Source organism: Pseudomonas syringae (assembly GCF_023278085.1).
In the GTDB taxonomy this organism is placed as follows: domain Bacteria; phylum Pseudomonadota; class Gammaproteobacteria; order Pseudomonadales; family Pseudomonadaceae; genus Aquipseudomonas; species Aquipseudomonas syringae_Q.
This window is the reverse complement of sequence record NZ_CP066265.1, coordinates 1,551,772-1,575,367: the sequence shown is the minus strand read 5'-3', so window position 1 is coordinate 1,575,367 and position 23,596 is coordinate 1,551,772. Positions and strand designations below refer to the sequence as shown.

The window sequence follows — 23,596 nt, the reverse complement described above, 5'->3', positions numbered from 1 at the left end:
CGTTAGTCCCCGCGTCGAGCAATCGCGCTGAACCAACAAAAACCTCATGGTTCATCTTCAGTAACGGATCGGAATTTTCTGCTACCACTGAGGATTAACCATGAGAGCTTTGACTTACCACGGCGCGAACAGTGTGAAGGTCGATACAGTGCCGGACCCTGTGATCGAGCAAGCGGATGACATCATTCTGCGCGTAACGGCCACCGCTATTTGCGGTTCCGACCTGCACTTGTATCGCGGCAAAATCCCTACGGTTGAACACGGCGACATTTTCGGTCACGAGTTCATGGGGGTCGTAGAAGAAACAGGCTCGGCCGTCACGGCCGTGGCCAAAGGCGATCGCGTGGTGATCCCGTTTGTTATTGCCTGCGGCAGCTGTTTTTCTGTGACATCGATCTGTTCGCCGCCTGCGAGACCACCAATACCGGGCGTGGCGCGATCATGAACAAGAAGTCCATTCCGCCAGGCGCAGCATTGTTTGGTTTCAGCCATCTGTACGGCGGCATTCCCGGCGGCCAGGCTGAATATGTGCGGGTGCCCAAGGCCAACGTCGGTCCGTTCAAGGTGCCGGGTACGCTGTCTGACGAGAAGGTGCTGTTCCTTTCCGACATCCTGCCCACCGCCTGGCAGGCCGTGACCAATGCCGGCATCGGCCAAGGGTCGAGCGTTGCCATTTACGGTGCGGGCCCGGTGGGTCTGATGAGCGCCGCGTGCGCGAAAATGCTGGGTGCCGAGAAGATTTTCATGGTCGATCACCACCCGTATCGCCTTGCCTATGCGCAGAAAACCTACGGTGTGATCCCGATCAATTTCGATGAAGACGATGATCCGGCCGACACCATCATTCGCCAGACACCCGGCATGCGTGGTGTGGATGGCGTGGTCGATGCGGTGGGTTTCGAGGCCAAGGGCAGCACGACGGAAACCATTCTTGCCACCCTGAAACTCGAAGGCAGCAGCGGCAAGGCCCTGCGTCAGTGCATCGCGGCGGTAAGACGTGGCGGCGTGGTCAGTGTGCCGGGCGTGTACGCCGGGTTCATCCACGGCTTCATGTTCGGCGATGCGTTCGACAAGGGCCTGACCTTCAAAATGGGCCAGACCCACGTGCATCGCTTCATGCCTGAATTGCTGGAGCACATCGAAGCGGGCCGCCTGGAACCCGAAGCCATCATCACGCACCGGATGTCACTGGAAGATGCGGCGAAGGGCTACAAGCTGTTCGACAAGAAGGAAGAGGATTGCCGCAAGGTCATCCTGACGCCGGGCAATAACACCATTGTGGTGCCAGACGACACGACTGAAGCCCTGGTCGGTGGTGGTGTGCCGGCTATGTGAGGTGCAAGCTCGCTTTTGATTCTGGCCCAGGGCCGTAGTAGCGAACTTGTTCACGAACGGTATTTCAGACGATGTATTTTCATCGCTTATGCCGCCCTCTTCGCGAACAAGTTCGCTCCTACGCCCGGCGGGCAGAAGCCTGAAAGGCACGTATTTCCTGTTCTCCAGAATTGGTGTGTAGCGCTAAGCGCGAAGCTGCGCTTTCACGGGTCACCGGCTCATATAGGCAACGCCATTGTGGTGCCAGACGACACGACTGAAGCCCTGGTCGGTGGTGGTGTGCCGGCTATGTGAGGTGCAAGCTCGCTTTTGATTCTGGCCCAGGGCCGCAGGAGCGAACTTGTTCGCGGACGGTATTTCAGACGATGTATTTTCATCGCTCATGCCGCCCCCTTCGCGAACAAGTTCGCTCCTACGCCCGGCGGGCAGAAACCTTAAAGGCACGTATTTCCTGTTCTCCAGAGTTTGTGTGTAGCGCTAAGCGCGAAGCTGCGCTTTCATTGGTCACCGGCTCATATAGGCAACACCATTGTGGTGCCAGCCATGTGAGGTGCAAGCTCGCTTTTGATTCTGGCCCAGGGCCGTAGGAGCGAACTTGTTCGCGAACGGTATTTCAGGCGATGTATTTTCATCGCTCATGCCGCCCCCTTCGCGAACAAGTTCGCTCCTACGCCCGGCGGGCAGAAACCTGAAAGGCACGTATTTCCTGTTCTCCAGAGTTTGTGTGTAGCGCTAAGCGCGAAGCTGCGCTTTCACTGGTCACCGGCTCATATAGGCAAACCGGCCTTTGAACGGTTTGCCGATCGGGTCGGCCAGGTCGCCGTGCTTGCTGGTGGTCAGCCCCAGATCCACCAGCGACTCGGCGAGTTTCACTGCCGCCGCCACGCCGTCGATGACCGGCAGACCAATCGCTTCGCTCAGTTGCCTGGCCAGATCGGCCATCCCGCCGCAGCCGAGCACGATAGCGCTGGCACCTTCCTGATCACGGGCGACCAGCGCTTGTTCGGCCATGAGTTCGATCAACTCGGACCCGCTCTCTTCAAGCGCCAACACGGGCAGATCGATGCAGCGCACCGACGTACACATTTCACTGAAACCATAACGCTGCAACAAGTGCTCAGCGATAATGCGTGTGCGGGTCAGCGTGGTGACGACCGCAAAACGGGTGGCAATCAGGCTGGCCATGTGAAAAGCCGCTTCGGCGATGCCGATGACCGGGGCGCTGGCGTACTCACGTGCGGCCAGCAGGCCAGGGTCACCAAAACAGGCAATGATGTGCGCATCGACGTGTTGCTCGCGGCCTTTGCGTATTTCTTCAAGCACACCCAGGGTGGCGATGGCTTCGTCGAAATGACCTTCGATAGACACCGGGCCATCCTCCGGACTGCACGCGAGGATCTGCGTGCCAGGCCGCGCCACGGCCTGCGCCGCCAGACCGATCTTGTGGGTCATGGCTTCGCTGGTGTTGGGATTGATCACTTGAATACGCACCGTAACTCCTTCAGCGCTGCTTGAAAATGCTGTGAAAATCGACTGTCTGATTGACCGGCTCGTCCACGTTCAGACTGGCGCGAATGCGCCGCAAATGTTCGGTCATCCACTCACGCGCCTGTGCGCCCTGCCCGGCTTCGAGCAATGTCAGCAGATCGACGTGCTGACCACAATCGCAACCCACGCTGCGCCGCGAGCCGTAAACCGCAACGATCAATGATGAACGCGTGGTGAGCTGCGCCACCTGCTCGGTCAATACCTGATTGCCCGCCAGCGCACACAACTGCACATGAAAGCGCGCCGACAACTGGATGGCTTCGCTATGACGCCCGGCGTGCTGCGCCGCGTGTTCCTGATCGCAAAGCAGGCGTAACGCCTCCAGCCGCTGCCCTGCGACACGCGCAGCAATGTCGGCCATCAGCGCCGGTTCGATCAATTGCCTGGCACCCAGAACATCCTGCGCCTCCTGCGCCGAAGGCTGCGCAACTTCCGCGCCACGCTTGGGGCGCAAGGTCACCAGGCGCTCCAGCGCCAAGCGCTGCAACACCTTGCGGATGCCGGTCCGGCTGACCTCGAACACTTCGGCCAGTGCATCCTCGGGCAGACGTGTGCCCGGTGCCAGGCGATGCTCGACGATCGCCTCAAGAACGTGCTGATAAATCTGTTCATCGCGGCCTTTTTCATCGGCCGCAGGTGTCAGGAACAAAGGAGCGCTGGCAGGTCGAGTCATGATTTCAGATCACTTGATCGGTACGGATCGTATACAAGAATAGTGCCCGATGTGGCGCTGGATGAGTAGTGCTATCTAAACGAAACACTCGACGCCGGCCACGTGCTTGCGCACCGTAACTGAGCAAAAGCGCCCTGTTTGCGTGCAATTTCAGCGACACGCTGAACCTGTCCGACACGCCAGCTTTTTCTCGTGAGATCGCCCTCTCATAACGTCTACGTCAACTTCAGACCCGATTAAAATCCTGTGGCACAGCTTTTGCGTACACGATCGTATACAAAAATATCAGCGATCGTACCCTGATCTCATCCCATGCAATGAGCCCACGCAACAAGGGAGTTACGCAATGACAGATCAACGCCCGGCCGGATACAGCCCGCGCCTGCACAACCACGATCTGGGGCCGGTGCCGCAGAAGTGGACCTGGTACAACATCCTGGCGTTCTGGATGAGTGACGTACACAGCGTTGGCGGCTATGTGTTCGCCGCCAGTCTGTTTGCACTGGGGCTGGCCAGCTGGCAGGTGTTGATCGCGCTGCTGGTCGGTATCGGCATCATTCAGGTGATTGCCAATCTGGTCGCCAAACCCAGCCAGCAAGCCGCTGTTCCTTACCCGGTCATTTGCCGTCTTGCCTTCGGCGTATTCGGCGCCAACATCCCCGCGATCATTCGTGGCCTGATCGCGGTGGCCTGGTACGGCATTCAGACGTATCTGGCCTCCAGCGCACTGGTCATTGTTGTGCTGCGCTTCTTCCCCGAACTGGCGGCCTACCAGAACATGACTTTTTTCGGACTGTCCTGGCTCGGCTGGTTCGGCTTTCTGACCTTATGGGTGGTGCAGGCCGCTGTTTTCTGGACCGGCATGGAGTCGATCCGACGTTTCATCGACTGGGCCGGGCCTGCGGTGTACGCCGTGATGTTTACGCTGGCGGGCTGGATCGTGTGGCGCGCCGGTTGGGACAACATCAGCTTTACCCTGGCTGAAAAAGAGCTGTCCGGCTGGGCTGCGTTCGGCCAGGTGGTGATGGCCATCGCGCTGGTGGTTTCGTACTTCTCCGGGCCAACCCTGAATTTCGGTGATTTCAGCCGTTACTGCCGCAGCATGGCAGACGTGCGCCGTGGCAACTTCTGGGGCTTGCCGGTGAATTTTCTGGCGTTCTCACTGGTGACAGTGGTGATTGTGTCCGGCACCCTGCCAATCTTCGGCGAGATGATCCACGACCCCATCGCCACCGTGGCGCGTATCGACAACACCACCGCCGTGCTGCTGGGCGCGTTTACCTTCGTCACCGCCACCGTGGGCATCAACATCGTTGCCAACTTCGTCTCCCCGGCCTTCGACTTCGCCAATGTGGCACCCAGCCGCATCAGTTGGCGCGCAGGTGGCATGATCGCCGCCGTGGCTTCGATCTTCATCACGCCATGGAACCTGTTCAACAACCCTGAAGTGATCCACTACACCCTGGACGTGCTCGCTGCCTGCATCGGCCCGCTGTTCGGCATCCTGCTGGTGGATTACTACCTGATCAAGAAACAGCAGATCGATGTCGACGCCTTGTTCAATGACACGCCAAGCGGCCGCTACTGGTACACCAACGGCGTGAACTGGACAGCAGTCGCCGCCTTGCTGCTGACCGCGCTGGTCGGTCTGTGCTTTACCTTCATCGAATGGTTCAAGCCGATCGCCAACTTCGCCTGGTTTACCGGCTGTATCCTCGGCGGCGCAGTGTTTTATGCGCTGACACGCTGGTCGCCGGAGCAGGCTGCGAACAGGCTAGCGCCTGTCGGCCAGAGCTGAGCAACAACGTCAGGTGCCGATAACCGATCGGCTTATCGGCACCGGACGCTGTAAATCCGCAGACAAGACCCTCTTCGATATACACCGCTGCGCCCGCCTCTTCGAATCGTCATAAGCGTTTTGCTCTCCGGTTCGACGATCCTGGAATGCTCTGAAACGCGCCTCCCGCCTGCCTCGCGTAAATTGCTGCGCACTCAACTTGATATTAATTTAATATCACGCATAGTCGGAAGCCATTGAATGATCAAGTGTCACTGACTGCTTGTACGGATAGGCGCACAAAATAGAATAAATTTTGTACAACTTTCAGGCCGCCGCGCTGCCCTATGGATGTGGCTTTGCGAACCAGGCGTTCAAGTGGGTTGATAGTGATGAGCAATGATGTTTCCGGCGGCAGATCGTTCGCCCCCCAATTACCCGTTACCTCGGCACAGGAAGCTGCCGAGCGGCTGCAACTTGCGCTGGATTCGGGCGCAGTGGTCGGCACTTGGGTGTGGGACATTGTTGCTGACAGCCTGACGGGCGATGAACGATTTGCCCGGACCTTTGGCTTGTGCCCGAAGCTGTGCGCTAAAGGGCTGCCTTTGAAGACCGTAACCGCTTCCGTTCACCCTGACGATGTGGTCAACGTCCATAAGGCCATCGAAGGCGCCTTGTTCAGCGGCGACACATATCGACACGAATACCGGGTGCTGCATCAGGACGGCGTTTATCGCTGGGTTGAAGCCAGCGGACGGATCGAGCGCGACATCGACGGCAAGCCGGTTCGCAGCCCGGGCATATTGCTGGATATCGACAGCCGCCGCGCGGCCGAGGTTGAGCGAGACCGGCTTAATGAACTGCTGCGTATATTCACTTCGGCGGTTCCAGGGGTCGTCTACGCCAAGGATCTCGAAGGCAGGATGCTGGTAGCGAACCGGGGCACCGCCGAACTGGTCGGCAAGCCGCCCGAGTTTTTTATCGGCAAGACCGATCTGGAATTTCTTGATGACAAGGATCAGGCGCGCATTCTCATGGAGACTGACCGCCGGATCATGCGCAACAACGTCAGCGAACAGATTGAAGAACATGTCAATCTTCCTGACGGTTCCGCCGCTATCTGGTTATCCACCAAAGCCCCGATGGTTGATAACAGCGGCAACGTGATCGGCGTGATTGGCTCGTCTATCGACGTCACAGCCAGGAAAAAAGCCGAAGAGGCGGTCCGGGATCTCAATCAGACGCTGGAGCAGCGCATCGAACAGGCCGTGCTGGAGCGCGAGCAGGTTGAAGATGCCTTGCGCCACTCACAGAAAATGGACGCCGTCGGACAACTGACGGGCGGCATCGCTCATGACTTCAACAACCTGCTGGCCGGCATCTCGGGCAGCCTGGAACTGATTACCAGACGACTCTCCCAAGGGCGCGTTGGCGACGTTGACCGGTATGTTTCGGTGGCGCAGAGCGCAGTGCGTCGCGCTGCCTCGCTGACTCACCGTTTGCTGGCCTTTTCGCGGCGTCAGACGCTGTCGCCGAAAGTGACCGATGTCAATGCGCTGATCAGGGACATGGAGGAGCTGATCACGCGCACAGTAGGCCCGGAGATAGACATCCAGGTCATCGCCCAGGATGACGTGTGGCCTGCGCTGATTGATCATGCGCAACTGGAAAGCTCGCTATTGAACCTGTGCCTGAACGCACGCGACGCCATGCCGAACGGTGGTCGCATCGTCATCGAGACCGCAAACGTTTCACTGGATGAATCCATCGACCCGGACCATGGCATCCCCGCAGGCGAACACTTGAGCATTCGCGTCACTGACACCGGCAGTGGCATGAGCCCGGAAGTGGTTGCAAAGGCCTTCGAACCGTTCTTCACCACCAAACCTATTGGTGCAGGCACTGGCCTGGGGCTTTCGATGGTCTACGGTTTCGTGCGCCAGTCCGGTGGGCAAATCAAGGTGGAATCCGTGGCAGGCAAAGGCACCAGCGTCGTGATGCACCTGCCGCGCCACATGTCCGCGCTCACGCCTCGCGAGGCCGAGCCGGCGACGGTGGAAGCGCATGCCGATCGCGCGGGCGAAACCGTGCTGGTCGTGGACGACGAACCGTCCGTGCGCATGCTGGTTACCGAAGTGATCACCGGCCTTGGCTACACCTGCCTCGAAGCCGCTGATGCCCAGTCTGGCTTGCAGATTCTCAAGTCGGACGCTCGTATCGACCTGCTCATCAGTGACATAGGCTTGCCAGGTGGCATGAACGGCCGGGAAATGGCCGATGCCGCCTGCGAATATCGCCCCGGCCTGCCCACACTGTTCATCACCGGCTACGCCAAGACCTCAGTACTCGACGGTTGTCACCTGCGCCCTTGCACCCAGGTGCTGACCAAACCCTTCGGGCTGGACACACTGGTCGGGCGAGTGACCGGGCTGATTGGCGCCACGGACGCGATGACCCGCAGTTATGCGCGCTGAGCGCTAGCCACATGAACCCGAGCACACCCGACGGCCGATATTTTGTGGTCAAAGGGCAGCTGTGGCGGTGTTCCAATCCATCCCTGGGCGAAGATGTCCATCAACAGTGGGTGGATGAGCTGATGGCTGCGCGTCGGCAAGTAAAAGCGGCCAAGGCATCAGGAGATGCCGAAGCATTGAAGAAGGCTCGCAACAGTGTCGATAAGGCCAAGGTCGCGCTTGGGGAGCGCGGACAGGTCTGGTGGACGGATGGCGCAGCGGACTTCAATCGGTATAAGGTCGAGAACACGCCGTATGCCGAGTGGTACGAAGGGCTGACTATCGATCAGGCCTGAAACCGGCCTCCTGGCAGCAAGCCGGTTCAGACAGACGTCAGCGAACAGCCATAGTCTCTCGTTTGAAGGTATGGTGATGCTTTCGCACGAGGGTTATCCATGGCCATTCAAAACCCCAACAGTTCGCAAAAGCACCTCGCCGTACTGATCGACGCCGATAACGCGCCCGCCGCCATCGTCGACGGACTCTTTGAAGAGATCGCCAAGTATGGCGTCGCCAGCGTCAAACGCATTTATGGGGATTGGACCGGCCCGCAACTCGGCGGCTGGAAGAAAGTGCTGCTCGACTATTCCATCCAGCCCATTCAGCAGTTCGCCTACACCAAGGGCAAGAACGCGACCGACAGTTCATTGATCATTGACGCGATGGACCTGCTCTACACCCGCCGCTTCGACGGTTTTTGCCTGGTTTCCAGCGACAGCGACTTCACCCGCCTGGCGTCGCGCTTGCGTGAAGAGGGCCTGACTGTTTATGGCTTTGGCGAAGAAAAAACACCTCGGCCGTTCGTGGCCGCTTGCGACAAGTTCATCTACATCGAACTGCTTCGTGAAGAGATCACGGCTCCGGCCAGCGCAGATTCCACACCGGATGCAACTGCAACACCGGGCAACGTGAAATCCGTGGCTACCGAGCCGAGCAAGAAGCCCAAGGCACCGGTGAGCTTTATCGCAAAGATAATGGACGATATTGCGGATGAAGACGGCTGGGTACACCTGGGCGCCATTGGCGCGAACATCACCAAGCTGCGCCCTGAATTTGACCCTCGCACCCATGGTTACAAGAAGCTGAGCGACTTGATCAAGGGCTACCCACATGCATTCGAATTGCAGGCCAGACCGGGCTCAAGTGGAACGGCGGTGCTGTATGCGCGGCATAAGGTGCAAGGGAAGTGATGTTTTTCATAAACAAGGATCGCATCAAGGTTTGATGACGTTCTGGTTGAAAGAGGGCTCGCCGATCACAGGTAAAAAGTGATCAGCCTGAGCGCTGCTTTCTTCCAGTGCGGCCTCACCTATTTCGGTGAGGCCGAGAATGATGTGCTGGGTATAGGGAAAAGAGGCGTCATGATCCAGCACTGTCGCTGATATCAACAGCCCCTCTTTCACTAACTCATCAATCATCGCCATAAAACTTTCGATGGACGGAACATCAGACTGAAGACGTATCAATGCCATGTACAGTTGGCCAGACGTCAACTTTCGGGGGCGAATGAAGTTAGAGCTGCGCACAATTTCCAGTACGGCCAGTTCATTGGAGAAATGATTAAAATCCACAGCAGCCTCCAACATCCAAAGGCCCTGACATACCGGTCAGAGGTCTTTAGATGAAGCACAGCGCGTGATGATCGGAAACGCAACTGGTCCCCGTACCCATCTTACAATTCAACGAGCCAGATCCAGTTGGCAAGCACGGATTTTATAACGCTGGGTGTAGACGCCTTACATCGGAATTGCCTGGGGAACACTATTAACGTTATTACGCGGCCGGCTGTTATTGATGATCGTCCGGTTTCAGAAACTTCATCACTTCAGCAATAACCGAAGGGTGATCAATCAGTCGGTTGTGCCCCAATCCGTCAGTCGTAAACAGACGCGCTCCCGGCCACAGCGCTGCAAATCGGGCGCCCTTCTCCCACGGAGTTTCGCGATCACGCCGGTCATGAATAATCAGGGCAGGACGATCAAGCAACGGCAGGCGCGTACTCGCGTCGTAGTCCGCAAAACGGCGGCCGGTCAGCGAATGCAAGACGCCTTCGAAGGGAGCGAACACCTTATGTGAAACACCGACTGCATCGAACAGTTGCAGCACGCTGTCAGTAGGTGCCAGAAACGGCGCGATCAACACGAAACGCTCGGGACGCCAGTGTTCTTCCTGGGCGAAGACGATAGAGGAAGCGCCCAATGAATGCGCAATCACCGCCGCAGCCTTGCCAAAATGACGCCCTACGCGCTGCTGCACGTCGACAAACTGGGTCATGTGGCTGATCTTGCCGGCGCTCAACCCATGTGCGGGCTGATCGAAACCCACCACCGCATAACCCATTGAACGCAACAACGGCACCCATGCAATGAACCGCATTGCATAACTGGACCAGCCGTGAGCCAGCAACACGTAGGGTTGGCTCGACGGGTCTCCCCACACGTAGGTAGATATCCTGATTCCTTCCAGATCGAGGGTGCTCGTCTGCACATCCGGCGCTGCGCTCAGAAGGGCTGCGGCCTTGGCACGTTCAGCAGCCTGCGGCGTAATGAAACGTCGAGCGAGATATCTTCCGGTCATGCCCGGTACAATGCGGCTGGCCAGCGTGAAGATGCCCCGTAGGGTCAATAGCCGAAGCCTGTTGATGATTTTGCTCATCGGTATTCCCCGCGCCAGTCACATGACCTGGCGCCATTAAAACAGCCAATCTTGTCACTGACAAGATGGCGGGCCGACGCGCATATAACTTTTATTTCATGATAGGGAGCGTCACATGTCGACGTCAGACACGCCACGGGCTTACCACCACGGCAATCTGCCAGCCGCCCTGCGCCAGGCCGCCTGGGATATCGTCGGCGAAGTGGGCGTGCGCGGTATGTCGCTACGCGAGTGCGCCAGACGGGCGAATGTTTCTCACGCCGCCCCCGCTCACCATTTCGGTTCGCTGGAAAACCTGCTGGCGGAAGTGGTGGCCGATGGTTACGAGCGCATGGCCGATACCATTCTTGCCGCGCAACAGGAGCTGGACGACACGCTGCTCGGCTGCGGCATCGGCTATGTCAATTTCGCTAAAAGTTACCCGGAGCACTTCCGCCTGATGTTCGGCTCAGGCGTCAATCGCACGTTGCCCAGGCTACTCGAGTCGGGTCAACGGGCGCTGCAAGTACTCAGCCAGTCGATACGCAACGCCTGGATAGAGAAATACGGCAGCGAACCCGATCCGGCAGTGCTTCAACAACGTACCTTCCTCGCCTGGAGCACTGCGCACGGATATGCCTCACTGACGATCGACAGAAAGACCGATCAACCGCCTATTCCCTCCGCCGAGTCGATATTCCAGTTGATGACCAGTTTTGTGCTGACGCCATAAGGCCCGAAAACCGGCGCACCTCCCTCCGCCAGATCGAGACACAAAGGCCGTCGTGACCGCGCTTCCCATAAAGCGCTTGCGACGGCGTGTGCGCTATTGGTCCGCGTTTTTCTGATGACACGCTTCACCTCATCACCGGAAAGCTGATCACGACTGGCATCGATCACTTTGATGTCGATCAACATCAATAAATTGACATTTTAGATTTTGATCGTAATCATAAGCGCCATCCACAACCCGGAAGCTGAACACATGTCCGAGAAAGCGCTTTTCGAACCCAGCCAATTAGGTCACTTGACGCTCGCAAATCGTATCGTCATGGCGCCCCTCACTCGTAACCGTGCAGGCGCTGGTCTGGTGCCTACGGACCTGACGACGACCTACTACGCACAACGCGCCTCTGCCGGGCTGATCATCACCGAGGCGACGCAAATCTCCGCCCAGGCGCAGGGTTATCAGGACACTCCGGGGCTGTACACACCGGAGCAGATCGCTGGCTGGCGCAACGTCACGAATGCCGTGCATGCCGAAGGCGGACGCATTTTTGTCCAGCTTTGGCATGTGGGCCGGGTGTCCCATGTTGACTTGCAACCGGACGGCGCAGCGCCAGTCGCACCTTCAGCCATCCGGGCGCAGACAAAAACGTTCGTCAACAACGGTTTTGCCGATGTGTCCGAGCCCCGCGCGCTGGAGCTGGAAGAATTGCCTGGCATCGTGAACGACTTTCGCCAGGCTGCGGCCAACGCCATTGCCGCCGGTTTCGACGGTGTGGAAATTCACGGCGCCAACGGGTATCTGCTTGATCAGTTCATCAAGGACAACGCCAACCTGCGTACCGATGCCTATGGCGGATCGATAGAAAATCGCGCCCGCCTGCTGCTGGAAGTCACTGCCGCCGTGACCAGGGAAATCGGTGCGCACCGCACTGGCGTGCGGATCTCGCCGGTTTCGCCTGCCAACGGCGTTTCCAGCAGCGATCCACAACCGCAATTCGACTACATCGCCGAGCAGCTCAGTGAACTGGGTATTGCCTTTATTCATGTGTGGTGGAAGGCGCCACCGGCGGCCCGCGTGATATTGCGCCATTCGATTACGACGCGCTGCGCCAGCGTTTCAAGCAGACCTACCTGGCCAACAACGGCTACGACCTCGCACTCGCCGCTGCCCGCATCAATGCGAACGAAGCAGACCTGATCGCTTTCGGCCGTCCGTTCATCAGTAACCCTGACTTGATCGAACGCTTGAAAACCGGCGCCCCGCTGGCGCCGCTCAACCAGGCAACGCTCTATGGCGGCGGAGCCAAAGGCTACACCGACTACCCGACACTTAACGGCTGAAATCCGTTATCCGCCCTGCCCTCGACCTACTTTTCAAGGACATCCCCATGACAACGTTTCCCACTGTGCTCATCACGGGTGCTTCCAGCGGTATCGGTGCCGTTTATGCCGAACGGTTTGCCCGCCGTGGTCATAATCTGGTGCTTGTCGCTCGGGACAAGGCACGCCTCGATGCCCTGGCAGCGCGCCTGCGTGAAGAAAGCAACGTCGCCGTCGAGGTACTTCAGGCTGACCTGACCCACCCTGCCGATCTGACGGCAGTCGAAGCCCGCCTGCGTGAAGACGCCCGCATCGGCGTTCTGATCAATAACGCCGGTATGGCGCAATCCGGAGCCTTCGTTCAACAGAGCGCCGAGGCCATCGACACGCTGACCGCGCTGAACATCGTCGCCCTGACGCGCCTCGCCGCAGCGGTGGCCCAGCGCTTTGCGCAGTCGGGTACAGGCTCGATCGTCAACCTCGGCTCGGTGGTGGGCTTTGCGCCTGAGTTCGGCATGACTGTTTATGGCGCCACCAAGGCATTCGTGCTGTTCCTGTCTCAAGGCATGCATCTGGAATTGTCGCCCAAGGGCGTGTACGTCCAGGCAGTTTTACCTGCGGCCACTCGCACCGAAATCTGGGAGCGCGCCGGGATCGATCTCAAGACCCTTTCCGAGGTGATGGACGTCGAAGAACTGGTCGATGCAGCGCTGATTGGCTTTGATCGTCGAGAACCAGTGACCATCCCGCCACTGCACGTCGCGGCTCGCTGGGATGCGCTGGATGAGGCGCGTCAGGGCTTACTGTCAGACATTCGACAGGCTCAGGCCGCAGAGCGCTATCAGCCACAAACGTGAGACGACGTAACGCATTCGACTGCCCAGCCATGGATACCGGCGCTCCTGAAGTCAGGCGACATTGAAATGAGAACACCATGAAAGCACTGACATTCGAAAACTATGGCAAGTCGCCTGAAATCGCGATTACCCATGTTCCTCGCCCGGTTATCAAACCTGACGAACTGTTGGTGGAAGTTCACGCCGCCGGCTTGAACCCCATCGACAACATGATCACCACAGGCACCTTCAAGCCAGTCTTGAAGTTGCAGCTACCGGCCACGATGGGCAGCGACCTGGCGGGCGTCGTTATACAGGTTGGCAACGCAGTGACTCGTTTCAAGGTAGGCGACGCCGTATTCGCAAGCCTTTTTGACCTTGGCCGCGGCGCCATCGCTGAGCTCGCCGCGGTACCGGAACACGCTGCTGCACTGAAACCGGCCAACCTCGACTTCGTACAAGCAGCGTCCATTCCGATGGTGGGGCTTACCTCGTGGCAAGCCTTGAAAGAGCGCGCCAACCTTCAACCTGGTCAGAACGTATTCATACCAGCAGGGTCGGGAGGCATCGGCACTTTCGCTATTCAGCTGGCAAAACACCTCGGTGCCAACGTGGCCACGACCACCAGCACCGGAAATATCCCGCTGGTTCGCAGCCTGGGCGCAGACCAGATAGTGGACTATAAAAAACAGAAATTCGAGCAGGTGCTGCACGGTTATGACGTAGTGCTTGGCACCACCCGAGGCGACACGCTTGAAAAAGCGGTAGGCATCCTTAAACCGGGAGGCAACATCGTATCCCTCGTCGGCCCGCTGGATAAAGCCTTCGCTCGAGCCCGGCAGATGAACTTCTTCTTCACATTGGTCTTTGGCTTGATGAGTCGCAAGATCATGCGGCTGGCGAGAAAGAATAAAGTGGCTTACTCATTTCTGTTTGTTCGCGCGAGTGGAACTCAGCTTGGGAAAATTGGCGAACTGCTGGAAAACGGTCAGATCAAGCCAGTGATCGACAGGGTGTTTCCGTTTGAACAGGCCAGGGAAGGACTTGAGTATTTGGGTCAGGGTCGCGCCAAAGGCAAGGTTGTTATACAGATCAGGTGAGTGTTGACGACAGACACTCGACTAACGCCATTGCTTGCACTTTTTAATGCACGACCTGTTCGACTATCAACCTCCTCAAGTCATTTATATCCAGCCGTTTGAGCATTGGAGTCACACATGAATACATCTTCCGAAAGAACCGCCATCGTTACCGGCGCATCCTCGGGCATCGGTCGTGCGACTGCCGAGTTACTTTCGCGAGCGGGTTATACGGTATTTGGCACAAGCCGCAAAATAGGCCTCAGCCCATCGCAGGTCTCAATGCTTACCTGCGACGTAACGAATGATGAATCTGTCAGTTCTCTGGTATCCGCTGTACTTGCGCAAACAGGACGGATCGACCTGTTGGTCAACAATGCCGGCATCGGTCTGCTGGGCGGTGCCGAAGAGTTTTCGATCCCGCAGGTGCAGGCACTGTTCGATGTCAACCTGTTCGGCGTTATCCGCATGACCAATGCGGTACTGCCGACGATGCGGCAACGTGGCCAGGGGCGCATCATCAACATCGGATCGATTCTGGGATTGATACCCGCCCCCTACTCTGCTCATTATTCGGCGGTCAAACATGCCCTGGAAGGCTATTCGGAATCGCTCGATCACGAAGTGCGCGCCTTCGGTGTTCGTGTTTCGGTCGTAGCGCCGGGGTTTGTACGTACCGTCTTCGATCAAAACGGTATCGAGCCGGATTCGCTGTCGAAAGAATACGATGAAGCCCGAGCAGGGTTCAGGGCACTGCTGGCCGATGTAATGCCAAAAGCCGACCTGCCAGAAGTTGTGGCTGCTGTAGTGCTGAAAGCGGCGAACGATGCCTGCCCTAGGCATCGATACACTGCCGGCAAGGCAGCGCGACAAATCAGCATACTGCGCCGCTTTGCGCCCGCGGGCGTGTTCGACAAGAGCTTGCGCAAGCAGTTTCGCTTGCCGGTTTGAATGACCTAGGCTGGGGTGAGCAACGCCGATCAGCAGCCACCTCACCTATGCGGGTAACGGTCCGCAGGCACGATAGGCGTCGATCAACGTGTCAAAAAGGTAATGTCCGACCGGCTTCTGGCAATCAGTTGAGCGCCCGCTACCGCCGAAAAAATAGCCTGCGCCCGTACCTCGCTGTCCGCTGGCCGGCACACGTTCGCGGCCACCAGAAGCTTGCTCAGCCAGTCAATATTGACCTGGGCAAACATCTGAATTTCCCGCGTCATCTCGGTTGGCAAATTGTCGGTTTCAGCCCCAACAAAACTGCCCAGACAAAGACGGTTTTCGGCCTCCAGCGAGCGCCGGAAAATTTCCGGAAAACGGTGCAATGCTTCGATGGCGTCGGGTGTTTCCTCAGCGATAGTCTCGAGCGCAGCAGCACCGTCCTCCCAATATCGCCTGGCAACTGCGACACCCAGATCGGCCTTGCTCGGGAAGTGGTAGTAAATACTGGCAGGCTTGATTCCGACCTGAGCGGCCAGATCGCGAAAGTTAAGGCCGTTGTAACCCTGAGACTGGGCGATGTTTCTCGCGGCAAGCAGAATGGCCTCGCGGGCGTTGATGGTCATCTAGTGCCTTGTGCTTCGGATGCGTGTTCTGGAGAGCGGCTCATGCTAATTCAAAAGCCTGACGTTTGTCAGGCAGAACCGTGCGGTGATGCCCGGAGAAGCCATCCGCTGTGAATGAGATAAACAAGCGCTGGAAAGCCATCATTCGTATCTCCCAACAGTGAAGGGCTAGCGTCGAGAACGCCAGACAACGACGGTCCCGACAGTTACCTGCGCACTGCACAGCAGTCACTCGGAGGGCGAGTCCAATTCAGGAATGCCACTGCTGCGATCAGCATAGGCGGCCTTGAAGCTTGGGCGTTGCTGCCAGCGTTTCCAGTACGTGTCCAGGAACTCGAAACGCTCATCCAGCGGCGTGGCATTGACCGGGAACTTGGAGAAGGCAATCGCGGTGGCGAGGGTGATATCCGCAAACGTAGGCGCATCGCCGCCAAGCAGCCATTCGCGGCCGTCGGACAGATGACGATTGACCAAGGCCGCGTGTGCCAGCGCCTCTTTGCGGCAGTGCTCACCCCATGCTTCGTTCTTGGTCATTTCAAGTTTGAAACCGAGCCCGGTGTGCAGCACATGAAATGCCGTGACGATCCGATAGAGGATATGCACCCAGATCCGGTTATCCCACATGTTGTCGAGACCTTGCTCCAGTGCCCCCTCACCCATGATCTTGCGCCCCGGATACGACTGATCCAGATAACGAACGATGGCGGCGGTCTCGGAAATGTAGCTGCCGTCTGCCAGTTCGAGGGTTGGCGTCTCACCCCAGGGGTTCATATTCAGGTGACGCCAGCCACGCTGCTCTCCGCCGGGACTCATGTCATAAATGGTTTCGTCGAACCGATCGGCAATGCCTTTTTCGTGGATGAACAAACGCAGGCGTTGAGGATTCGGAAACGCCGAGGGGGATGTGAATAATTGCAATTTAGAAGTCATGATCAGGCCTGTGAGGTAGGGTAAAAAACCTACCTAACTATCGTTAGGTAGCCATACCTTAACGGTGCTTCTGCGCCAAGTCAACGCCCTACCTAACATTTGTTAGGTAGGGCTTTATGACTCGCTGATCAAGAAGCCTGGCAACCACAGAATATTCTGCTGACAATGCAGGCTTCAGGCATGGATTGGCCCGCATTGACCGCGCTCAAACGTGAGCGCCTTGATATCCTGTCCGCCGGACTCAAAGGGCCGTTGAGCGCCGCTCAAAACAGACAAGACCCAGGCTCGAACCACAGGCCTTACCAGGCCGCATAGCGCAGAGAAAGAAGGAAAAAGAATGCAGCACGCTTCGCTGAACCGTTTTCGTACCGGGTTGCTCGCCTTGCTTCTGCTGTGCGTGACCTTGCCTGCCTTGGCACAGAACATACCCGCCCCACAAGCCGACAGCTCCAGCAGTGCAGCCCCGGCAGTGGAGGCTCCGAGCCTGGATGACTTGAATAAGCAGCTCGACCAGATCCGGCAAAAGGTAACGGTCAACGCCAATGATGACTTGCTGTCGAGCCTTCGGCAGGCCGCTTTGCAGGTCCAGAAGCAAGCCGACAATCTGATCGCCCAGCAAGCTGTCGACATCGAACACCTGGACGATCAGCTCAACATCCTCGGCCCCGTGCAGCCTGACGAGGCGCCAAGTCTGACCAGTCAGCGCAAGACGTTGACCACTCAGAAAAACGCGCTGGTCAGTGATGAACGTGAGACCAATACGCTAAGCCAGTCAGCCCGGGATCTGGCTACACAGATCTTCAGCCTGCGCCGCAGCCTGTTCGATTCCCAGATCAGCACCCGGACGGCGAGCCCACTCAGCTCGGCGTTCTGGTCCACCCTGATTCGCCCTACCGACGACGACCTGGGACGCCTGAACAGGCTTCTGGTGGACGTCCGTCAGGTATTCGACAGCGCGCTGGCACCGGGCAACCGTGTGCAATTCATCAGCGTGGTGCTGGGCGCGTTGTTCATATGGGTGGTTGTCCGGCGCTTGCTGGAGCGCCTGCTGATCTGGGCGATGATTCGCTGGTTGCCCGAAGGCCGCCTGCGCCGCAGTGCGCTGGCCCTGGCAGTCGGGCTTTCGACCATTCTTACCATCACCATTGCCACTTCCTTGCTGCGCTGGGGAATCGTGAGCAATGCAGTACTCAGTAACGACGTGGTCAACCTGCTTGATCAGGTACAGACGCTGATCACCTTTTGCGCCTTCATTCTTGGTCTGGGCCGAGCGCTGTTGATGTTGTCGCACGCCTCATGGCGCCTGCCAAAAATTCCTGACGAAATCGCCACGGCCATGGGCCGCTTCCCGGCGATCCTGGCGCTGGCACTCATGATCATCGGCACGCAGGAGCGAATCAACAGCGTGATTGCCAGCAGCCTGGCACTGACAGTGGCGGTCAATGGCCTGACGGCACTGGCGGTTTCGCTGGTGTTTTTCTACGCCCTGTTGCGCTACCGCCGAACCCGCCGACGCTTTGCGCTGGAGCGGCCAGCAGGTTTCGCCGGTCTGATCCCGTTTATCGTTGCGGTGTGGGTCGGCCTGAGTTTGCTGGCGTTGTTGAGCGGCTACCTGACGCTGGCTTACTTTCTCGCAGTGAAACTGCTCTGGGTGAGCGTGGTGGCGTCCACGGCGTACCTGTTGATTGCCTGCTTCGGCGACATCTGCGAAACCCTCCTGTCGCCCAAACAACCGGGCGGGATGGCGCTCGGTTCGGCGTTGGGCTTGTCCACCCGCCATCAGGCCCAGGCAAGTACCGTACTGGCAGGCATAGGCCGTACCCTGCTCCTGCTGACCGCCGTGTTGCTGGTTTTCCTGCCCTCAGGCTCCAGTCCGGGCGAGCTGCTCGCCAGTTTTGCTCAGATGGACGTCACGTCCAAATCCCTGGGCAACCTGAACATCGTCCCCCGCGACATTCTGGTGGCATTGATTTGCCTGGTCGTCGGCCTGCTAAGCGTGCGTGTACTCAAGGAGTGGTTTGGGGAACGCCTGCTGCCCGAAACCAACATGGACGAGGGGATGCAGGCCTCGCTGGTGACCTTGATCGGTTACATCGGCTTTGTGCTGGTGGTGGCCGTGGTGATGTCCACGCTGAACATCAGCCTCACCAATTTGACCTGGGTGGTCAGTGCGCTGTCGGTGGGGATCGGTTTCGGCCTGCAAGCCATCGTGCAGAACTTCATCTCCGGCCTGATTCTGCTGACCGAACGTCCGGTCAAAGTCGGCGACTGGGTGAGCCTGGCGGGGGTCGAAGGCGATATTCGCCGAATCAACGTACGGGCAACAGAAATCCAGATGTCCGACCGCTCGACGGTGATCGTGCCGAACTCGCAGTTCATCACGCAGAACGTGCGTAACGTCACCATGGGCAATGCGTTGGGGGTGGTCGGAATCACTCTGACCCTGCCCCTGGAAACAGATGTTCTGCAAATACGCGAACTGCTGCTGCAAGCCTTTACCGAGCATGAAGCGATACTTGACGCGCCAGCGCCGTCAGTCACCTTCAAGGACCTGACCAACACCGGTGTGATTATCAGCGCCAGTGGTTACGTGAACAGCCCACGCTCGGTGGGTGGCGCACGGAGCGACCTGTTGTTCACCGTGCTGGGGCGTCTGCGAGAGCTGGGCATAGCGCTGTCTGCACCGCAAAGCATGGTGCTGATCAATGAGGGGCCTGGAAAAGAGGCTACGGACGAGTCGGTGACGCCTTAGGGCGGGAGTGGGTGGTTCTGGTGCTTGCCCAACGGCAGGCACTGCGCTGCCCAAGTGGCTTCTTCTCCAGACTCATATAGGTCGTAACCACTGGACTGCCCGGCTTGAGGCAGTCACGCCCCCCTCAAAGCGGCCTCCATTTTTTCAAGGTCTAGCGGCGCCATCTTGTTAAATAATGTTAGATAAAAATTAACTTAACATGATCTGGTCATTGGAGGATTATCTCTCCAACACCATGACGCCCTGACAAAAATACAAAACAGGATGGGAATAACCCTCCCCCCTTATGTACACCCGACACTTTGCGCCACGGTGGCTCCGACCCAAGGCGCAGCGACCGGAAGGCGCGCCAAGTGATCGATCCCCTGCAGGCATGGGTGCGCAGGGGCTCCTAAAAACAAAAACAATAGGACATAGCCATGCATAGATTCATTTCACGTCCCGCGATCGGGCTGTTGTTTTCTCTAGCCTTGCTCGGCCCCGCCGTCAGCGCCGCGCCGTTACCCGCCGCGACAGAGGGCGACTGGATTGCCCCGCAGTTCACCTTTCATACCGGTGAACAACTCGCCAACCTCAAACTGCACTACATCACCCTTGGCGATCCCAAGAATCCCGCCATCCTCTACCTGCACGGCACCTACCGGCCAGGCAGCGATATGCTGAGCAAGGATTTTGGCGGGGAGCTGTTCGGCCCCGGTCAACCGCTGGATGCAAGCAAGTACTACATCATTTCCACCGATGGCATTGGCGTGGGCCAGTCCAGCAAACCCTCGGACGGCTTGCGCACTCGGTTTCCGGCGTACAACTACACCGACCTGGTTCAAGCCCAGTATCGGCTGGTCACCGAAGGCCTGGGGGTCAAGCACCTGAGGCTGATCATCGGCAACTCCATGGGCGGCATGCAAACCTGGATGTGGGGCCAGACCTGGCCGCAGATGATGGACGCACTGGTGCCCATGGCGTCCCAACCCACCGAAATGTCATCCCGCAACTGGATGATGCGTCGCTTGCTGGTGGAGTCAATCAAGCAAGACCCGGCCTGGAACAAGGGTAACTACAGCGAGCAACCGCCGTCCCTACGCTTGGCCAATGCGATGTTCAGCGTCGCTACCAGTGGCGGTACCCTGGCGTATCAGGCGGCCGCCCCGACCCATGCCCAGGCTGACAAACTGGTGGATGAGCGCCTTAGCGCTGTACAAACCGCCGACGCCAACGACTTCATCTACCAATGGCAATCTTCCGCCGACTACAACGCAGCCCCCGGCCTGAAAAAAATTCAGGCTCCGGTGCTGGTCATCAACTCGGCCGACGATGAGCGCTACCCACCGGAAACAGGACGGCTGGAAGCGTCGATGAAAGAGCTCAAGCGCGCACGACTATTACTTATCCCCGCCAGCGCCGACACCCGTGGCCACGGCACCACGAGCATGGCGAAGTTTTATAGCAAGGAACTGGGGCGGTTCATGAGGGAGACTGGAAAGGCGAGACCCGCTGATCTGTAACGCACTGAACCTACTTCAACTCGTTGTCCTTAGTATGGGCAATCGGCTCAGGCTGATATGGGCCAAAAGGTTCTGACGTACGATACTCAGGCAACCGCGAAGCTGCTGGAGGAAAGGAAGTCAGGTTTGAGGATGATGGATATGGGGTAGCTTAGAACGAGCCTGTTTGCGCTGATGCCGAATTGCACCCTCGCGCTGCTTGCTTTACTCCTCTGTTTCCGTGTGAACCCACAGAGCCGTGAGCTTGTAACCTGCGGCCCGCTGACGCTCTTTGTAATCATGCTGCCTGGCTGCTGCGGTACGTTGTGGCTTGGCTTCGTATTCGGTCTTCCCTCCGCGTTACTAGTTACGATGGAGTGAAACATCTAAATGCTCATAGTCAAGCAATAGAGAGATGCAAAATAATTACCCAATGGCGCATAGACTTGGCATGAACTCAAGGTAGCGGTATAAAGCTCACCTAGAGGCACATAGCCACCTTTCCGATAGGGAGATCGATATGCTCAAAAACGTTGCATTGCTCTTGGCGCTTAGTGGGTTAGTAACGGGCTGCGTATCTACACCCGAACCCCCAATCAACTTCTCGGTGCCAGATGTCCAGCAGGCTGCGGCTAGACAAGCAATTGAGCTCAAGTCCATATCCGTGTCCTATGGCCTTCCCAACGAGATCAAGGGCAATATCCCGAGCTACGGTGGTGGCTACCCTATGTTGTGGGAGAAATCTCTGGCTGAGGCGATCGACAAAAGTAGAGTGTTCACCGACGATTCTTATGAAAAGGTGAACATCTTTGTAAAGGTACTAGAGCTTGCCCCTCCGCTTGGAGGGGGCCTTACGATGGTCACACCCGCTAGAGCTCGCTACACCATTGTGAGTCGCCGGACCGGCAAGACCTTGTTCGAAAAGGAAATCTATACCCAAGGTACGGTTACTTCTGAATATGCGTTCTCAGGCAGAACGCGCCTCAAGGAATCGCTTAACCGGTCTGTGCAGGCAAATATCTCTGAGTTCCTTCAGTCATTGTCGGCGGTGAAGTTGTAGGTGACGGAAGCTTTTTCGGTATCTACTTGGGCTGAGGGTGCGATTTGAGATCGAGCCCTTTTGCGAGCACATCGTGAAAGTGATCCTGGTTCACTTTGAGGTGTGTGTAGAACTGCTCACATCTGGCTTCGGGGTCAAGCCCTCAGTAGGGATTGGAACAGATCGGGGCGAACGAATCGCTCACTCCCAGCAGGGTGAACTAAGAATCAGGGATATGAGTTGACGATTATTCGCGGGCTTCAAATGTCAGCACCCCACGCGGCGCCGACTAATTACCGACCACGGAGGGACCTCACACTTCAGCTTCTTACAGCGAGGCACACCGAACATAGTCCCCATATCACCCATCATCCGGTTAACAAGGGCGGTTTGCGCCTCTTTGCCTATTGCGTCCCACCAATCTGGCGAAATATGCACATTCTCAAAATTTTCAAATAGAAAGGCGACCATCCTCGACGATAGATCGTGGTCGCTTATACGCTCCAGACTTTCAATCACGGGAATGCAGACTGGATCATCCTCCGACAGCCACGTTAAGACGATTTGACCACTCGTCCCGCCGTAGAAAGAAGTGACGCTAAGCATATGAGGGGTTACGGTGATGTCCACCATATCCTGCAGCTGGGTCTTATCGAAGTCGTATTCAGGAGCAAACGAACCGCTGCACATCACCGGTGGAGGGCCTTCGATCTCGACAATGTAGGATCGGACTGAAGAGTAGTCATCATTCAAAAGAGGAGCCTCAAAACGCGGCTTGTGATGATTGATGTCTCTCAGGGCGGCATCCATCCCAAGACCGTGGGTGAAGCTAAACATTTGAATAGAGACCTGCATATCTTGAGATCTACCTCGATCCAAATCCTTATGCAACTTAGCTGTCTCCGCCGCCGCTCGCTTTGTATAAATCTCTCTAGCGTACGCACGATACGCCAGCAAGAAGCATTGCTTCTGACTTCCCGTGAATATCTCCTTCTCGACAGGAGCGAACAACCCGTCATCGTGTACGGAGCAGAATCCAGAGAATGTAGATGCTTTGCCCACCCCGACGAGTTCAGGGAAAAGCATCCCATTGTGTTTATTCAGATTTTCAAAAGATGGTACGAATGCTAGGACGTGCCCCTTCCGAGCAATTTTGTTCAAACTCCCGGATTTAGGAACCGTATGAGCAGCCACGATCTTGTCGGAGCAGCTACCTAACATTGCATCTGGAGCAGAGCACAGCTTCACAGAGAAGTCTTTTCGAGTCGCTGCGCTGACATCCCACGGATTCACACGTGGCTGTTGCTCACGCGCTAAGTGGCAATGCTTATATTTTTTTCCTGACCCACAAAAGCATTGCTCGTTTCTACCGTACTTCATAAAGCCTCCTT

Annotated in this window: 17 protein-coding genes and 3 pseudogenes; 13 read left to right on the top strand and 7 right to left on the bottom strand. The window is 57.5% G+C overall.

Annotated features, from left to right (window positions below; translation table 11 throughout):
* Nucleotides 1–100: 100 nt before the first annotated feature.
* A pseudogene (locus tag I9H07_RS07195) lies at nucleotides 101–1,335 on the top strand (zinc-dependent alcohol dehydrogenase).
* A gap of 759 nt (nucleotides 1,336–2,094) precedes the next feature.
* Here I9H07_RS07195 and I9H07_RS07190 read toward each other — a convergent pair.
* Both I9H07_RS07190 and I9H07_RS07185 read right to left on the bottom strand, forming a co-directional pair.
* A complete protein-coding gene (locus tag I9H07_RS07190; RefSeq protein ID WP_024675271.1) occupies nucleotides 2,095–2,826 on the bottom strand; it encodes an aspartate/glutamate racemase family protein in 732 nt (243 codons plus the stop codon).
* 10 nt (nucleotides 2,827–2,836) lie between these two features.
* Nucleotides 2,837–3,556 (bottom strand): GntR family transcriptional regulator, encoded by a 720-nt coding sequence (locus tag I9H07_RS07185; protein ID WP_024675272.1) that lies wholly within the window; start codon nucleotides 3,554–3,556, stop codon nucleotides 2,837–2,839.
* A 346-nt stretch (nucleotides 3,557–3,902) separates the two neighbouring features.
* Between I9H07_RS07185 and I9H07_RS07180 the strand changes: the two genes are divergently transcribed.
* The 4 genes from I9H07_RS07180 to I9H07_RS07165 all read left to right on the top strand — a co-directional run bounded on the left by I9H07_RS07180 (nucleotide 3,903) and on the right by I9H07_RS07165 (nucleotide 9,036).
* Nucleotides 3,903–5,354, top strand: a complete 1,452-nt coding sequence (locus I9H07_RS07180) for an NCS1 family nucleobase:cation symporter-1 (RefSeq protein ID WP_024675273.1) — start codon at nucleotides 3,903–3,905, stop codon at nucleotides 5,352–5,354.
* A 371-nt stretch (nucleotides 5,355–5,725) separates the two neighbouring features.
* Nucleotides 5,726–7,807, top strand: coding sequence for a hybrid sensor histidine kinase/response regulator (locus tag I9H07_RS07175; protein WP_236424168.1), 2,082 nt, complete (start codon nucleotides 5,726–5,728; stop codon nucleotides 7,805–7,807).
* 11 nt (nucleotides 7,808–7,818) lie between these two features.
* Nucleotides 7,819–8,142: a hypothetical protein gene (locus I9H07_RS07170; protein WP_236424170.1), complete on the top strand. Its 324-nt coding sequence runs from the start codon at nucleotides 7,819–7,821 to the stop codon at nucleotides 8,140–8,142.
* A 99-nt stretch (nucleotides 8,143–8,241) separates the two neighbouring features.
* A complete protein-coding gene (locus I9H07_RS07165) occupies nucleotides 8,242–9,036 on the top strand; it encodes an NYN domain-containing protein (RefSeq protein WP_024675276.1) in 795 nt (264 codons plus the stop codon).
* A gap of 24 nt (nucleotides 9,037–9,060) precedes the next feature.
* Here I9H07_RS07165 and I9H07_RS07160 read toward each other — a convergent pair whose 3' ends face one another.
* Together I9H07_RS07160 and I9H07_RS07155 are read right to left on the bottom strand one after the other, a co-directional pair.
* The gene (locus I9H07_RS07160; protein WP_058824978.1) at nucleotides 9,061–9,432 is read right to left on the bottom strand and encodes a hypothetical protein; all 372 of its coding nucleotides are present in this window, start codon (nucleotides 9,430–9,432) and stop codon (nucleotides 9,061–9,063) included.
* Between the two features lie 202 nt (nucleotides 9,433–9,634).
* Nucleotides 9,635–10,501: an alpha/beta hydrolase gene (locus I9H07_RS07155; RefSeq protein ID WP_236424172.1), complete on the bottom strand. Its 867-nt coding sequence runs from the start codon at nucleotides 10,499–10,501 to the stop codon at nucleotides 9,635–9,637.
* Between the two features lie 115 nt (nucleotides 10,502–10,616).
* On the opposite strand from I9H07_RS07155, the gene I9H07_RS07150 reads away from it, so the two are divergent.
* The 5 genes and pseudogenes from I9H07_RS07150 to I9H07_RS07130 all read left to right on the top strand — a co-directional run bounded on the left by I9H07_RS07150 (nucleotide 10,617) and on the right by I9H07_RS07130 (nucleotide 15,395).
* A complete protein-coding gene (locus I9H07_RS07150; protein ID WP_024675279.1) occupies nucleotides 10,617–11,213 on the top strand; it encodes a TetR/AcrR family transcriptional regulator in 597 nt (198 codons plus the stop codon).
* Nucleotides 11,214–11,465: 252 nt separating this feature from the next.
* Nucleotides 11,466–12,550, top strand: a pseudogene (locus tag I9H07_RS07145) (alkene reductase).
* 47 nt (nucleotides 12,551–12,597) lie between these two features.
* Nucleotides 12,598–13,386: an SDR family NAD(P)-dependent oxidoreductase gene (locus I9H07_RS07140; RefSeq protein WP_058824982.1), complete on the top strand. Its 789-nt coding sequence runs from the start codon at nucleotides 12,598–12,600 to the stop codon at nucleotides 13,384–13,386.
* Nucleotides 13,387–13,463: 77 nt separating this feature from the next.
* Complete coding sequence (locus I9H07_RS07135) at nucleotides 13,464–14,465, top strand: NADP-dependent oxidoreductase (protein ID WP_236424175.1); 1,002 nt, start codon at nucleotides 13,464–13,466, stop codon at nucleotides 14,463–14,465.
* A gap of 117 nt (nucleotides 14,466–14,582) precedes the next feature.
* Nucleotides 14,583–15,395, top strand: a complete 813-nt coding sequence (locus I9H07_RS07130; RefSeq protein WP_236424177.1) for an oxidoreductase — start codon at nucleotides 14,583–14,585, stop codon at nucleotides 15,393–15,395.
* A 45-nt stretch (nucleotides 15,396–15,440) separates the two neighbouring features.
* On the opposite strand, the pseudogene I9H07_RS07125 reads toward I9H07_RS07130, so the two are convergent.
* Nucleotides 15,441–16,003, bottom strand: a pseudogene (locus I9H07_RS07125) (TetR/AcrR family transcriptional regulator).
* 228 nt (nucleotides 16,004–16,231) lie between these two features.
* Nucleotides 16,232–16,933 (bottom strand): glutathione S-transferase family protein, encoded by a 702-nt coding sequence (locus tag I9H07_RS07120; RefSeq protein ID WP_236424180.1) that lies wholly within the window; start codon nucleotides 16,931–16,933, stop codon nucleotides 16,232–16,234.
* A gap of 337 nt (nucleotides 16,934–17,270) precedes the next feature.
* On the opposite strand from I9H07_RS07120, the gene I9H07_RS07115 reads away from it, so the two are divergent.
* From I9H07_RS07115 to I9H07_RS07105, 3 genes are all read left to right on the top strand, one after another.
* Nucleotides 17,271–19,685 carry a DUF3772 domain-containing protein gene (locus I9H07_RS07115; RefSeq protein ID WP_236426401.1) on the top strand — a complete coding sequence of 805 codons (2,415 nt, stop codon included), beginning with the start codon at nucleotides 17,271–17,273 and terminating at the stop codon, nucleotides 19,683–19,685.
* A gap of 419 nt (nucleotides 19,686–20,104) precedes the next feature.
* The gene (locus tag I9H07_RS07110) at nucleotides 20,105–21,187 is read left to right on the top strand and encodes an alpha/beta fold hydrolase (RefSeq protein ID WP_236424183.1); all 1,083 of its coding nucleotides are present in this window, start codon (nucleotides 20,105–20,107) and stop codon (nucleotides 21,185–21,187) included.
* A 499-nt stretch (nucleotides 21,188–21,686) separates the two neighbouring features.
* Nucleotides 21,687–22,226 (top strand): UDP-N-acetylglucosamine acyltransferase, encoded by a 540-nt coding sequence (locus I9H07_RS07105; protein ID WP_236424185.1) that lies wholly within the window; start codon nucleotides 21,687–21,689, stop codon nucleotides 22,224–22,226.
* Nucleotides 22,227–22,472: 246 nt separating this feature from the next.
* Here the strand turns inward: I9H07_RS07105 and I9H07_RS07100 are convergent, their stop codons facing one another.
* The gene (locus I9H07_RS07100) at nucleotides 22,473–23,585 is read right to left on the bottom strand and encodes an SEC-C domain-containing protein (RefSeq protein WP_236424187.1); all 1,113 of its coding nucleotides are present in this window, start codon (nucleotides 23,583–23,585) and stop codon (nucleotides 22,473–22,475) included.
* Between the last annotated feature and the right edge of the window lie 11 nt (nucleotides 23,586–23,596).